Origin of the sequence: Moraxella sp. CTOTU46934 (genome assembly GCF_031979465.1) — a bacterium.
Lineage (GTDB): Bacteria > Pseudomonadota > Gammaproteobacteria > Pseudomonadales > Moraxellaceae > Faucicola > Faucicola tetraodonis.
Genome location: NZ_DALZEG010000001.1, coordinates 161,987 through 177,060, shown reverse-complemented (window position 1 = coordinate 177,060; position 15,074 = coordinate 161,987). Strand labels below are relative to the sequence as shown.

Sequence of the window (15,074 nt, the reverse complement as noted above, 5' to 3'; positions counted from 1 at the left end):
GTTACTTCCCTATCATCATCATTACCAACACCAACAATACTGCCATGCCAAGAGCGAAGCTTGCAGCATACCCACGAATCGAGCCAGATTGGAACCATGTCGCCACTCGGTTACCTGCCAACGATAGCGCTGGTAAAATATTCCAAGTGCGGTCAATCGGGTCAATTTTAATCAACTTACCAATCAATAAGAATGGTTTAACAAATACAATGTCATACAAAGCATCAAAGCCTAAACCATGATAGCACCAGTAATTAAGCGCACGGCCCAAACCTGTTTGGTTAAACTTACTCACGATGCGACCTTTATCTAGGGCAAACAAGAAAGCACCCACAATCAAGCCCGCCAACATCGCAGCCATCACAATCATTTCTGCCGTGTGCTTACCGGATTCTACCTCAGGATGAATCACGCTAAAACTTTGTGGCAATACGCCTGCTAATGGTGGATGAATCATCGCCCCCACCGCAGTTGATAACACTAGCAATACCGCGAGCGGCAGCCAGTATGTCCAACCTTTAAGATCGTGAATCGGCGTTTTTTCTTCACCAAAGAACACAATCCAAATCATACGAAACGTATAAATCGAGGTTAAAAACGCACCTACTACTGCCATCCAAAATAAATTCATATGACCTGATGCGAAGGTTTCCCAAATGATTTCATCTTTTGAGTAATAACCCACTGTAATCCAAGGAATCGCAGCAAGTGCCCCACCCCCAATCGCAAACACCGCAAATAGAAATTTATTTTTATAAAATAACCCACCCATTTTAAAGATGTTTTGCTCATGATGGTAAGCCAAGATAACAGCGCCTGACCCTAGGAATAATAAAGCTTTAAAGAACGCATGGGTCATCAAGTGGAAAATCGCAACTTGCCAAGCGCCTACCCCTAATGCCAAGAACATATAGCCGATTTGACTCATGGTTGAATAAGCTAAGATACGTTTGATATCGGTTTGTGCAAGCGCACAGAAACCAGCAACCAACAATGTTGTTGCACCAACGATACCCACCCAACTTGCCAATACATCAGGGGTCAATAAAAACACAGGATGTAAACGGGCAATTAAATACACACCTGCAGTAACCATCGTTGCCGCATGAATCAAGGCTGAAACAGGCGTAGGACCTGCCATCGCATCGGCAAGCCAAGAATGCAGCGGAATCTGTGCAGATTTACCCATCGCACCCAGCACTAGCATCACAGCCGCAACTTTGATGGTAGGATAGCTATGACCAAAAATCGTCACCGTTGACCCTGCCGACGTTAGCATTTGCGATACATTGGCATTGATATCTGAGATATTTAACGTACCCAATTCACGGAACAACAAAAATAAGCCAAACGCTAAGAACACATCACCCACACGGGTTACGGTAAAGGCTTTCATCGCAGCACGGCCGTTGGCGCGCTCGTGATAATAAAAACCAATCAATAAGTAAGAACAGATACCAACGCCTTCCCAACCTAAGTACAACAGCACTAAATTGTCAGCAAGCACAAGTAACAACATACTTGCGACAAACAGGTTCATATAGCTAAAAAATCTTGCGTAGCCTGTTTCACCGCGCATATACCATGACGCGAAAATATGAATTAAAAAACCGACACCGGTAATCACGCCCATCATGGTCACGCCCAAACCATCCAGCATGAGACCAAATTTCGGGGCAAAACTACCGACTTGCATCCACGTCCACAACGGCTGATTAATGACAGCGCCTTGTGGATGGTTCATTAAAAAATCACTGCCTGCCATCAAGGCACACAAAGCAGCCAAACCCATACTGCCGACACCGACCACTGCGGCTGCGTTTTCGCTTAAGCGGTCACGCATGGTCGCTAGAATCAGAAAGCCAATCAGCGGCAGCATAAAGGTTAAAGGTAACATACTCATTTTGACTTCACCCTTTCATCTCATTTGCCGTATCGACATCTAAATGACCACGCTTATGATAAAACTGTAAAAGAATAGCCAACCCAATTGCAACTTCAGCGGCTGCCAAAGTTAGCACCAAAATAAACATAATTTGTCCGTCAGGACTGACCCAGCGACTACCTGCCACTACAAATGCTAAGGCAGCAGCATTCATCATAATCTCAAGACTCATCAACATAAACAAAAAATTACGTCGTACCATCACACCACAAAAACCAATGGCAAACAAAATCGCTGACAAGATTAGACCGTGCTCTAATGGCACATGCTCTAATGGAAAGTGTCCCATTATGCCTTCTCCTCCTGAACTTCGCGTAACACAGCCGGTTGGCTGGGCTCTTTATCAATAAAATTCGTTAAGGCAGGTTGTATGGTATTACCAAGCTCACTGTTATGACTTTCGTTTTCATCATCCAAGGCAGATTTTGCCAAATGATAAGCCGCCACCAAACCCGCTAGTAATAAAAACCCTGCAATTTCGACCAACAATAAATATTCAGTAAATAATTTGGCACCGATCATTTTTGCCGTAACTGGCTCCACCCCGATAAACGCTGGCATCATTCCTTCAAAACCATGTTTCATGCCAATCAAACTAAACAGCGTCAAACCCACAATAAATGCAAGTCCTGCCGGCACTGCCCAAGCTGATGATGATAACCAGCTTTCTTCTTCTAAGGTGCTTTGGGTGCCTAAGTTCAGCATCATCACCACAAAAACGAACAATACCATAATCGCCCCTGCATAAACGATGATTTCAAGTGCACCGGCAAATGGCGCACCTAAGGCAAAGAAAATACCTGATAACGCCAGCAGCGTGACAATCATGTTTAATAACGCATGCACAGGATTGGTACGAGTAATCACGCGCAAACTAGCCAAAATAGCGACAATCGCTAATAAATAAAACCCTATCGTTGCTCCGGTTATCATGGCAATAAACTCCGTAAATCAATCGGTGCAGACTCATTTTGGTGTGCCCCTTTAGGTTTATCTTTGGTCGCCATCCCAGTCACACGGTAATAATTGTAGTCAGGAAATTTACCCGGGCCTGAAATTAACAAATGCTCTTTTTCATACACCAAGTTTTGACGGTTGTATTCACCGAGCTCAAAATCTGGCGTCATCTGAATAGCCGTTGTCGGGCACGCTTCTTCACACATACCACAAAAGATACAACGCGAAAAATTAATACGGAAAAACTCTGGATACCAGCGTCCGTCTTCACGTTCCGCTTTTTGCAGTGAAATACAACCCACCGGGCAAGCGACAGCACATAGATTACAGGCAACACAGCGCTCATCCCCATCCGGGTCACGTGTCAGTACAATACGCCCCCGAAAACGCGGCGGTACAGGGACAGGTTGTTCTGGGTATAAAATCGTATCACGTTTACGGGTCGCATGACTTGCGACCATGATTAGGGTGCGCAAGATTGAGCCAAAACCCGTAATCGTGTTTTTTACCATAGTCAAATACATACGTTAATCTCCACCTTACCCTACACCATGGGTGCGCCATAATACATAGGCCGCCGTCGCGAGTAAATTAATCAAGGTAATGGGTAGACAAATTTTCCAGCCAAAGTTCATTACTTGGTCATAACGTGGACGCATCAACGCGCCACGCGCCAATACAAACATGGTCATGAAAAATAGCGTTTTTAACATGAACCAAATAATCGGCGGGATAAAACTCAGTCCATCAAATAATGGCAACCAACCACCAAAGAATAAAATAGTAATCAGCGATGATACCAAAACGATATTCACATACTCACCGACAAAGAACATACCAAATTTCATACCTGAGTATTCAACATGGTAACCTTCTGCCAATTCTTGCTCTGCTTCTGGCTGGTCAAATGGGAAACGGTGGGTAACTGCCACACCTGCGACCATAAAGGTTAAAAACCCTAAAATTTGACCAAATACATTCCAGTGCCAAAAACCACCGGCTTGTGAGTATACGATATCGCGTAAGTTAAATGACCCTGCCAACGCCACCACACCCATTAGCGATAATCCGAGAAAGACTTCATAACTAATGGTTTGGGCAGCAGAGCGTAGACCACCGAGCAAGGCATATTTATTGGCTGATGCCCAGCCACCAAACATCACGGCATAAACTGCCAACCCTGCCATCGCAAAGAAGAACAAAATACCGATGCTCCAGTCTGCGCCACCGAGTGATGGCGTGACTGGTACAATAATATAAGCAGCTAAAGCGGTAAACAATGAAATCGCAGGCGCCAAGATAAAGATAAATTTATCGGCAAATTTTGGGGTCCAGTCTTCTTTAAAGAAGATTTTGAGCATATCCGCGGCAACTTGTAGTGAACCTTGCCAACCCACACGGTTTGGACCATAACGGTCTTGCCACAGTGCCAACATGCGACGTTCATAAGGAATCATCAACGCGGCAAAAATCACCACCGCCAAGAAAATAACAATTGATTGCACTGCCAAAAATACAATTGACCAAGCTTCAGGGGACATTACCCCAGCCAGCCATGCAGGTAAATCGGGCATCTGTCTAACAGAATAATCCATTATACCCCCTCCCCTGGAGTTACTTGAGCTGTCACGCCACCATTATTAGCTGCTGGTGGTACGACAGTGTTGGTAGTTGCTGATTTTACGATACTGATGTCGGTATAAGGCTGCGCTAGCAGGGCTTCTAATGCACCCGCCTGTCCCACAGGATAGCCCACACAGCTTTCGGCTAAGTAATCGACAAGCTGCACAGGTAATGTGGTGGCTATACCCTTCACTGTGACGGTTAACATATCACCTGATTGCAACTGCCATTTGTCCGCATCATCCGTTGATACACTAAAAGCAGCTGGCAGCAATTGTGAGGCAACCACGTCACTACGGGCAGTGAGTTCATCACTAGCAAAAATATTATATACCGGCACTAGCTGGGTAGAACCTTGTTGGCTAGCTGCCGCAGGCGCAATATACTCACGTTTTGGCAATGGTGTTAACGCATCAAAAATACGCACCCCTGGATCGCCATGTTTTAGATGACCACCCACTTTATCTTGGTATTTATTCCAAGCTTGCGGTGAGTTCCAACCTGCTGACCAAGCAAATGGGATCATTGATGAATCCGTTTGGGTGCCCACATAACCTTCTTGTGAGAAGGTTAGGCCCGTATCGATATCTTTCGGCTGCTCTGGCTCATGCACAGAAATCGGTGCACGCATCGCTGTACGACCGGAATAACGGCGTGGCTCACGCGCGACTTTTAGACCAGTAATACGGTAATCGGCTGATGGCGCTGCTTGTCTGATTGCGGCTAATTGTGGATTGGTGTCTGCGACCGCAGTAATCACATCATCAAGCTGCGTCCAGTCAATCGCACGGCCATTGAGCTCAGACTCTACTGCATGTAACCAACGCCAGCTTTCTTTTACCATGCTTTGTGGGCGATAGTAAACAGGATCATAAACTTGGAAGAAACGCTGTGCACGACCTTCTGCTGAGATTAGTGTACCGTCCGCTTCTGCAAAAGTTGCTACAGGCACCATCACGTCTGCATGGTTATGCCATTGGTAAGCTTCATGATCGAGTACAATCAATGATTTATTGATTAGCAATTGGTTCATTTGCTCAGCGGTTAGGCGGCGGCTGATGTCATTTTCCATGACAATCACCACATCGGCATCATCATCTAATTCATCAATCGCTTTACCACCGAGTAAGTTGACGCCTATGCTATTGGCAGCAGGTACTGACAAGTACAAGCCCGCTTTTTCTTGATAGCCTTTGGTCGGGTTCATACGGCTTGGGCGTTTAACCTGCTTAGCTTGTTCAGCAAATGCCGCTTCATCCATCTCTTGTTTGAGCTTGGCTTGTTCTGCATCGATTTTGGCAATCTCTGCATCCACTTGGACGTTGTGGGCGTCAACCACGCCTTTTTCATAGATGACCACTTCACCGCGTTTTTGCTCAGCGATATTGGCAATTTGTGCCGCCGCTTCTATGATGGCGGTGTGGTACAGTGACGAACCTGAGATGATAAGTGGTTTGGTTGCTTTAAGTAGCGTCTGCGCGATATGTTTAGCAAATGCTTGCATATCAGCATTATCGTCTTCATCGATGACCAAATCTTTTGGTAATTGTGAGGTAGCCAACGTTTTCATGTGCTCAGCAATGCTAAAGCCTAGTTCAGCGATATCGCTTGGGGTAGCGACGCAGCTTACTTTGGCGATATCATCAAGGCGCGTATCTTTGACATCCACAATAAAGATTGGGCTGTAGTCTTTTTGACCGATACGAGCCACAGGCTCTGCCAAGAAATCTGGCGTTTTTAGTGCATCTGCCATTTGTTTGGCGCGATTTTTTGCCGCTTGGCGTACTGCCAGTGCAATACGTGGACTGGTTTGGGTAATATCTTCACCCAAAATCAATACCGCATCATAATCCTCAATCTCACGCATGCTTGGATTATGGATATTTTCTGTGGTCAACACATCGATACATTTTTGTACCACGGTTTTTTCTTGACTGGTAATACCAATGCTAAAATTTTCGGCACCGACTAAGCGTTTTAGCGCATAGTTTGATTCAAGGCTGGCAACAGGTGAACCAATACCGATGGCTTTTTTACCTTGCAAACGGTTTTTGATGGCATCGATAGTATGGTCAATGCTCAGATTGGTTTGTTTACCGTTTAGTGTTTCAATCGCTTGAATTGGGCGGTCTTGGCGGTTGACATAGCCATAGCCGAAACGACCACGGTCACACAGGAAGTAAGCGTTGACTTCACCATTAAAACGGTTTTCGATACGGCGCAATTCCCCATAGCGCTCACCCGCTGAGATATTACAACCGGCCGAACAGCCATGACAAATGCTTGGGGCATATTGCATGTCCCATTTACGATTGTAGCGCTCTGAGTGAGTTTTGTCGGTAAATACCCCAGTTGGACAAACTTCGGTAAGATTGCCTGAAAATTCACTTTCAAACTGACCGTCTTTATCACGACCAAAGTACACACGGCTTGCTGATGCGTAAACGCCCAAATCTTCACCACCCGCGTAGTCTTTGTAATAACGCACGCAGCGATAACACGCGATACAGCGGTTCATTTCATGATTGATAAATGGACCCAAGTCTTGGTTTTGGTGAGTACGTTTAGTAAAGCGGTATTTACGATGATTGTGACCTGACATGTAGGTCATATCTTGCAAGTGACAATGACCGCCCTCTTCACAGGTTGGACAGTCATGGGGGTGGTTAGTCATTAAGAACTCAACCAAGCTTTTACGGAAGTTTTTCACTTCTGCATCCGTCACTGAGATCCACATGTCTGGGGTCGGATTGACCATACAGGACATGACCAAACGACCACGACCCGCTTCATAATCTTCTTTGTTATTATATTGCTTGACGGCACACTGGCGGCAAGAACCCACCGAGCCCAATGCAGGGTGATAACAAAAATAAGGGATATCGATGCCAAGCGATAAACAAGCTTGTAGCAAGTTATCGGCACCATCAACTTCGACGTCTTGACCGTCTATATGAATAATTGCCATGTTAATTCCTTACACTGATTGCCCATTGGTGGTCTTAACCGGTTGATACACTTCAACTTTTTCGCTATTTGCAAATGAAGGCACGCCCGTTGGGGACAATTGTTCTTCAGGCACCACATTGTTACCAATTTTAGCTTCAAATTCTGGTAAAAAGTATTTTAACGCACTTTGTAATGGCTCAACCGCACCCGGTGCGTGGGCGCAGAAGGTTTTACCTAACCACAAATCTTTGGTCAATTGCCGCAATACGTCAATATCGACAGGTTGACCATTGCCTGTATCGATGGCATGCAAGGTTTTGACCCCCCATGGCAAACCATCACGGCAAGGCGTACACCAACCGCAGGATTCACGGGCAAAGAATTTTTGCAAATTGAGCGACAGTGACACCATATCTTGCGATTCATCTACCACCATAATCAAACAGGTACCTAAACGGCTACCCGCTTTCATGATGGGTTCAAAGTCCATTGGCAGGTCTAAATGCTCGTCACTGGCGGTTAAGAAGTCAGTTGACGCACCGCCTGGCAACCAAGCTTTTAGTTTACGGCCGTCTTTCATGCCTTTGGCATAATCAAAAATAATTTCGCGAGCGGTAGTACCAAATGGCAGTTCCCATAGACCGGGCTCATTGACTAGACCTGAACAACCCATGATTTTGGTGCCTGGGTTTTCTGATTTGCCTTGTGCAAGGCCTTTATACCATTCTACGCCATGCAGCATGATACCCGGCATGTTGTTTAAAGACTCTACGTTATTGACCACAGTGGGACGACCCCATGCCCCTGATACTTGTGGAAAGGGTGGTTTGGTACGTGGATTGGCACGGCGACCTTCAAGCGAGTTAATGAGCGCAGTTTCTTCACCGCAGATATAACGACCTGCACCGGTATGCACGTGTAAATCAAAGCTATAGCCGGAACCTAGAATATTATCGCCTAAATACCCTTTGGCACGGCATTCATCCAATGCATTATTTAGGCGTTTAGCGGCTTCAATATACTCACCACGGATAAAAATATACCCTGCGGTTGCGCCAATGGCATAGCCTGAGATAATCATCCCTTCAATCAGCTGAAATGGTAGGCGCTCCATGAGTAAACGGTCTTTAAACGTGCCTGGCTCCATCTCATCTGCGTTACAAATCAAGTAACGGGGTCCGCCATCGGGTGGCGTCATAAAGGTCCATTTAAGACCTGCATTAAAGCCTGCACCGCCACGTCCACGCACATTGGCATCTTTAATCATGTTGCCCACTTCTTTGGCAGATTTAGCCAAGGCGTTTTTTAGACCTTCAAACCCTTTTAGGCTTTCATAGGTTGCCAAATCTAGCACTGAGTCATAATGCGCCAAACGCCAAGTTAGGGGCTTGGTCTCACTGGTGGCTGTCGCTTTATCACCATAAATAGGAATGCTTTGCTCGCCCAATTGACTGGGTGATTTGCCAATTTTTCGATTATTAATTTGACGGGTTATATTCATGCGTATTGCTCCAGCAATTCAGCAATCTCTTCAATTTGGACAGGACCGTAGGTATCTTCATCAATCAAAACCGCTGGACCTTTATCACAGTTGCCTAAACAACAAATGGGTAATAAGGTAAAACGATTGTCTGGGGTGGTTTGACCAAAACTAATACCTAAAGTGCGCTCAAAAGCTTGACCTAAATTCTCGCCACCTACCAGATAACAACCAATTGAGTCACAGACCAAAATCACATGACGACCAACCGGTGAGCGGTAGATACGGTTATAAAATGTTGCAACCCCTTCCACATCGGTGACTGGGATTTTTAAGATATTAGCAATCGCGTTGACTTGTGCATCATCCACCCAGCCATTACGGCGTTGGACAATTTTTAGCGCATCAAGTGATGCCGCGCGGCTTTGTGGATAATGATGCATAAATTCATGAATGTCGTGAATTTCTGCTTCGGTTAGAATGCTTGCGACATCCACCTTTGGGGTTTTATCAGTTACAATCTTCATCGGTGGTTTTCTCCTAACGGTCAACGTCTGCCATAACAACGTCAATCGACGCTAGATAAATAATTAAGTCAGAAACCAAGCTACCATTAATGACTGACGGCATTTGCTGTAAATGCGCAAAGGTCGGTGTACGAATACGGGTACGGTAACTCATGGTTGAGCGATCAGACGTAATATAATAGTTGGTAATACCTTTCACTGCTTCCACCATAAAGGAGGACTCGCCTTCTGGCATGACAGGACCCCACGATACTGAAATAAAGTGGTTAATTAAGGTCTCAATGTCATTTAAGGTGCGGTCTTTGGGGGGTGGGACAGCCAGTGGGTGATCGGCTTTGTATGCCCCCATTGGCATGTTGTTGAGACATTGCTCAATGATACGCAGTGACTGACGAATCTCTTCAATTTTGACCAAACAGCGGTCATACGCATCGCCATTAAACTCAATGGGCACTTCAAAATCAAAATTTTCATAGCCAAGATAAGGACGCGCTTTACGCACATCGTAAGGGATACCGGTGGCACGTAGACCATGACCTGATACGCCCCAAGCCAGTGCAGATTTAGCATCGTATTGGGCAACGTTTTGGGTACGCAGTTGTAGCACCTTGTTTTTCATGGTGGCTTTGACGTATTCATCGATACGTTTTGGCATCCAATCTAAGAATTCACGAACCAGTTTGTGCCAGCCGTTTGGCAAGTCCATCGCGGTACCGCCAATACGAAACCACGCTGGGTGCATACGATAACCGGTTACCGCTTCAATCACATCATACGCTTTTTGACGGTCGGCGAACATATAAAACACTGGCGTCATACCGCCCGCGTCCTGAATAAATGTACCCCAGTACAGCAAATTATTGGTGATACGGAAGAACTCACTCATCATGATACGAATGGTATTCGCGCGGTCTGGTACCGTAATACCTGCCAGTTTTTCCACTGACATGATGTAGGGTAATTCATTCATCACCCCACCAAGATAATCGATACGGTCAGTGTAAGGAATAAATGAATGCCAAGTTTGGCGTTCAGCAATTTTTTCAGCGCCGCGATGGTGATAACCAATATCTGGGATACAGTCGATGACTTCCTCACCGTCTAGCTGAAGCACAACGCGAAATGCACCGTGCGCAGAGGGATGGTTAGGACCCAAGTTTAGGAACATAAAGTCTTCATCACGGCCACTACGTTTCATGCCCCACTCTTCTGGAACAAATCGTAGATTCTCCTGCTCAAACATCTGCTTGCCTTTATCGAGATAATAAGGCGGTACTTCAGTCGCACGAGAGGCGTATTCTTTACGCAGTGGATGACCTTCCCAGTATTTTGGCAACAGAATACGGGTTAGATGGGGGTGACCATCAAAGGTAATACCAAACATATCCCACGCTTCGCGCTCATACCAGTTGGCATTCGGCCAAATGCGGGTTGCCGTTGGGATATGTAAATCAGCTTCTTTGAGCGCCACTTTGATACGGATATCCGTGTTGCGTTCTAATGACATTAGATGATAGAACACAGTGAAATCACTGTCAGGTAAGGCATTGCCATCCCTGTCTTTACGATGTTGGCGTAAGCGCTCATCAATCGCTGAAATATCCAGTAACATCACGTAGGGCTGTGGCAAGGTGCGAAGGTACAGAAGTACTTCGATGACCTGTTCACGGCTGACCCAAATAGTGGGAAAAGCGTCAAAGGTTTTTTGTACAACAAACTGCCCCTCAAACTTGCGATTTAATTCTGCAATCACTGCTGGGACATCAGTTTGTGCTTGATTATCAGTTACCGTTACCATGAGTGGCACTTTCCTCATTCACAATTATTAAGAAGGTAGTGGAATACCTTTTTTTGTTTTGAACGCAATCCGATAAGCTTTTACTTAGCGAAAATTCATCCTAAATCTATCCAGAGACTTACTCTAGCATTAATCAATGCTCTAGCATTAACCAATCTCTAGCATTAATCAATGTTATCTGGGCTGCGTAGATTTTTGACCGCGATGCGATCGGCTTGTTTACGGTCACGTTCTGGCTGCATGACAGGTTGGTAGATACCTTGGTCATTGACATGAATACCGAGTGGACGACGTTCTTTAGTAATCGATTCTTGCAGCAGCATGATGGCTTGAATCAAAGCTTCTGGACGTGGGGGGCAACCAGGGATATACACATCGACGGGAATGATTTTATCAACGCCTTGCACCACTGAATATACATCGTACATGCCGCCTGAATTGGCACAGGCACCCATTGAGATGACCCATTTAGGCTCAAGCATTTGCTCATAGAGACGCTGAATAACAGGCGCCATCTTCATAAAGCAAGTACCTGCCACAATCATCACATCAGCTTGGCGCGGTGACGCACGAATAACCTCAGCGCCAAAGCGCGACAAGTCATGCACGCCTGTTAATGTCGTTGCGTATTCTACATAGCAGCAAGAGGTACCAAAGTTAAATGGCCACAATGAATGCTTACGACCCCAGTTTGCAAGGCTATGGGTCAAATCTTCTAATCGCGTCATGACGACGTTTTTATTGACTTCCTCTTCGTCAATAATTTGACGGGTTTGGGCTGGAAATCTGTCGGCATCTGGATTGGCTTTGGTTAATGTATATTTCATAATGCTCGATCACCTTGATTTTTAAAGCAGGATTTCGCTCTACGTCACTACAAATGCAAAAGACCTTGCAACATAGATTGCAAAGTTGGGTTATTATTTTACCGCGTTATTGTTTGGGTTTTGGTTCATTGCGCCAGACAACTGGGCAGGGATTTTACCAGTAGGGTCAATTTCTAACTCTTCAACACCATTAAAGCGGGTAATATCCGCCAGATTAAAGCCCGCAGGCGCAGCAGCCAAACGTTTTGGTTTTGGCTTTTTGTCTGCAGGTGACCAGTTAAGCGCCCCTAGTTTGAGCAGATAATATAGACCGATTAACAACTCTACCACAAATAGCACAGCGGTCCAAAATCCCAGCCAACCTGCTTCTCTGACCGATACCGCATAGGTATATAGGTATAATGCTTCTAAGTCAAAGATAATAAAGAAAATAGCGACGATATAGAATTTTGCAGATAAACGGATTCTGGCAGAACCAGCACTGACCACACCCGACTCGAAATTTTCTTGCTTTTGAAAGCCTTTAGAAGTACCACCTAACAATCTTGGCACAACAAGCATGAAAATACAAAGTCCTATGGCTGCCAAAATAAATACAATTGCAGACCAATCAATGACTGGAATCATGAGGATACTCCTGGGCAATACGACTAACCGTTACGTAGGTTAAGCAATTCAAGTTGGGACGATATTTTTGATACTTCCACCAAGCCCATCTGGCTTAAGCGTAATATCACAAAGACGATGGCAGATAACGTCTTAAGAACTATTTTCCTTAAGATTACCTCGTACCAGCTAACAAGCTGCCCCGCTGCACATCCATTGACCATTATTGTAATCGGTGAGTGATTGGCTAGTTACTAAACAGGCTAGTCAAATATATTGCTAAAACCACGATGAAAACCTAATATAAAGTAGCATTACATCACTTTATAAAAATGCGTATTTTAACAAAAGTAACTATATATTGCTGTTAACTGGCTAAAACACGGATAGTTTACTCATTTTATGTAAAAAATGCTAGTAGCACGCTTCAATCTTCCGTTAATTAACCGTTAATTAAAGAGCAACACTTTAGCAAAAAAACCCTGCCATAAGCAGGGTTTATCAGCCAAAAATCATTTAAATAAGGTATTTAATGAAATAGTTAAATACCTTATTGGTTAATCACATCAACGCCTTTAGGTGGTGTGAAGCTAAATTGATTACTGGCAATTGACGTATTGCGTTTCACATCTGAGAATCGAATACTGGTGGTTTGTCCCAAATTATCATTTAATACCATCATGACAGGATTACCGCTGTTAAAAGCGATACCTAAACTTTTAAAGTTGGCATTGCCACTTTTTGGATACAGCACATAATAGTTTTTTGAGGCAATCGGCTGGGTCACATTAAAACTATTGGCGATTTTGCTGGGATCACCTGACAAAATCAGTGCTGGGGTATCCCCTACTTGATTGCTCACGCTTTGCTTGGTCGCTTGATTTAAGTCTTTATCGTACACCCAAAGCGTATTGCCATTGGCAACAATCAGTTGCGATGCCGTACCATCAATCTGCCAACGAAACTGGTTTGGACGTTGCACAGCCATAGTACCTGAGAAATTCTTTGATGCTTTACTTAAGCCCTTGCCACCTGTGCCAGAGGTGGTTTGACTAAAATTGGCGGTCATGCTTTTGACATTTTTAAGTAGGTTATTTAAGTTTGTTGCCGCAGTTGATGAGTTGGCGACAGCGGCATTGGCTGATTGCATGGCGACGGTCATCGGCATGCTAGTAATCAATAGTGCTGATAATGTACCGGTGGCTAATTTATTGATAATTTTATTAGTAGATGTTGTCATGGTAGGTTCCTCATTCAATAAAAATTGTTAAAAGTTTAGAAAAAGTATTCAAAAATAATATCAGCCCAACAGGCTAATCAATAAATTATAAATTAACAAGTTAAGCTAAATTTGCTGACAGATATTGTCGCTAAATTTTTCTTACCCAACTAGACGCCCCATGCAATGATTGTTGTTTAAGTTGTAACAAATGTAACAATAGCTGAGTGATAAGAAAGAAAGTTTTGACTAGATAATAACTAACCAGTGCCAAGCCATTCAAGACTATCCAAAACCCGTTAAGACGCTTGGCTATAAGCAATAAAAAACCCAATAAGTGCAACTTATTGGGTTGATTTGTTTAACAACAAGCTGAGTGATTATTCAGCTGCGCCTTCAACAAATACGTAGCGACGATTGAATTTACCTTTAACAGCAAATTTTACCACGCCGTCAGTTAAAGCAAATAATGTATGGTCACGACCCATACCTACACCTTCACCTGCGTGAAATTCTGTACCACGTTGACGTACAATGATGTTACCAGCAACAACTTGTTGACCGCCAAAGATTTTTACGCCAAGCATTTTTGGGTTTGAATCACGACCGTTACGGGTAGAACCTGCGGCTTTTTTATGTGCCATGTCGATGTCTCCTAGAGATTAATGTGTTTGAAATAGTCAATTAAGCAGTGATTGCTTTGATTTTTAACAAAGTATACCATTGACGGTGACCTTGTTCTTTATGGTAGTGTTTACGACGTCTGTGTTTTACAATACGTACTTTCTCGCCACGACCATGTTCTACTACTTCAGCTTCGACCACTGCACCGGCAACCACAGGTTGACCAATTTTGATATCACTGCCATCAACGAACATTAAAACGTCTTCAATTTTGATGGTATCGCCTTTTTCAGCTTTTAGCAATTCAACTTTTAAAAATTCATCTTGAACGACGCGATGTTGTTTACCACCACTTTTGATTACTGCATACATCTTGGTTGCTCCAATAAACCCGTACACCGTGGCTACCAAGGGCGATAACACTTCTACGACGGATACACAGGGAAATATAAGGTCGCGATTTTAACGTTTCTAGTGGTTAAAATCAAGTAAAACTTCACAGATGCGGGGGCGATTTTG

At 44.3% G+C, this 15,074-nt stretch carries 14 protein-coding genes; all 14 read right to left on the bottom strand.

Annotation, left to right across the window (positions count from 1 at the left end):
• Nucleotide 1: 1 nt before the first annotated feature.
• Entirely contained in the window at nt 2–1,903 is a 1,902-nt protein-coding gene (gene nuoL, locus RTN07_RS00785) for an NADH-quinone oxidoreductase subunit L (protein WP_312174823.1), read from the bottom strand.
• A gap of 7 nt (nt 1,904–1,910) precedes the next feature.
• Nucleotides 1,911–2,234: an NADH-quinone oxidoreductase subunit NuoK gene (gene nuoK / locus RTN07_RS00780; RefSeq protein ID WP_007115476.1), complete on the bottom strand. Its 324-nt coding sequence runs from the start codon at nt 2,232–2,234 to the stop codon at nt 1,911–1,913.
• Nucleotides 2,234–2,878, bottom strand: a complete 645-nt coding sequence (nuoJ, locus tag RTN07_RS00775; RefSeq protein WP_309575643.1) for an NADH-quinone oxidoreductase subunit J — start codon at nt 2,876–2,878, stop codon at nt 2,234–2,236. Before nuoJ ends, nuoK begins: the two co-directional genes overlap by 1 nt.
• Complete coding sequence (gene nuoI / locus RTN07_RS00770; RefSeq protein WP_007115474.1) at nt 2,875–3,426, bottom strand: NADH-quinone oxidoreductase subunit NuoI; 552 nt, start codon at nt 3,424–3,426, stop codon at nt 2,875–2,877. Before nuoI ends, nuoJ begins: the two co-directional genes overlap by 4 nt.
• Before the next feature lie 15 nt (nt 3,427–3,441).
• Entirely contained in the window at nt 3,442–4,497 is a 1,056-nt protein-coding gene (nuoH, locus tag RTN07_RS00765; RefSeq protein ID WP_144917308.1) for an NADH-quinone oxidoreductase subunit NuoH, read from the bottom strand.
• Nucleotides 4,497–7,493, bottom strand: a complete 2,997-nt coding sequence (gene nuoG, locus RTN07_RS00760; RefSeq protein ID WP_312174816.1) for an NADH-quinone oxidoreductase subunit NuoG — start codon at nt 7,491–7,493, stop codon at nt 4,497–4,499. Before nuoG ends, nuoH begins: the two co-directional genes overlap by 1 nt.
• A 9-nt stretch (nt 7,494–7,502) precedes the next feature.
• Nucleotides 7,503–8,975 carry an NADH-quinone oxidoreductase subunit NuoF gene (gene nuoF / locus RTN07_RS00755; protein ID WP_312174814.1) on the bottom strand — a complete coding sequence of 491 codons (1,473 nt, stop codon included), beginning with the start codon at nt 8,973–8,975 and terminating at the stop codon, nt 7,503–7,505.
• Nucleotides 8,972–9,481, bottom strand: coding sequence for an NADH-quinone oxidoreductase subunit NuoE (gene nuoE, locus RTN07_RS00750; RefSeq protein WP_076774498.1), 510 nt, complete (start codon nt 9,479–9,481; stop codon nt 8,972–8,974). Before nuoE ends, nuoF begins: the two co-directional genes overlap by 4 nt.
• Nucleotides 9,482–9,494: 13 nt before the next feature.
• Entirely contained in the window at nt 9,495–11,297 is a 1,803-nt protein-coding gene (gene nuoC / locus RTN07_RS00745) for an NADH-quinone oxidoreductase subunit C/D (protein ID WP_404935798.1), read from the bottom strand.
• Nucleotides 11,298–11,443: 146 nt separating this feature from the next.
• Nucleotides 11,444–12,106, bottom strand: a complete 663-nt coding sequence (locus RTN07_RS00740) for a NuoB/complex I 20 kDa subunit family protein (RefSeq protein WP_060996372.1) — start codon at nt 12,104–12,106, stop codon at nt 11,444–11,446.
• Between the two features lie 93 nt (nt 12,107–12,199).
• Nucleotides 12,200–12,733: an NADH-quinone oxidoreductase subunit A gene (ndhC, locus tag RTN07_RS00735; RefSeq protein ID WP_409455522.1), complete on the bottom strand. Its 534-nt coding sequence runs from the start codon at nt 12,731–12,733 to the stop codon at nt 12,200–12,202.
• A gap of 529 nt (nt 12,734–13,262) precedes the next feature.
• Nucleotides 13,263–13,952, bottom strand: a complete 690-nt coding sequence (gene lolA / locus RTN07_RS00730) for an outer membrane lipoprotein periplasmic chaperone LolA (protein WP_312174811.1) — start codon at nt 13,950–13,952, stop codon at nt 13,263–13,265.
• A 359-nt stretch (nt 13,953–14,311) separates the two neighbouring features.
• Nucleotides 14,312–14,575 (bottom strand): 50S ribosomal protein L27, encoded by a 264-nt coding sequence (gene rpmA / locus RTN07_RS00725; protein ID WP_036591251.1) that lies wholly within the window; start codon nt 14,573–14,575, stop codon nt 14,312–14,314.
• Between the two features lie 40 nt (nt 14,576–14,615).
• On the bottom strand, nt 14,616–14,927 hold the full coding sequence (gene rplU / locus RTN07_RS00720; protein ID WP_312174809.1) for a 50S ribosomal protein L21: 312 nt from the start codon (nt 14,925–14,927) through the stop codon (nt 14,616–14,618).
• Between the last annotated feature and the right edge of the window lie 147 nt (nt 14,928–15,074).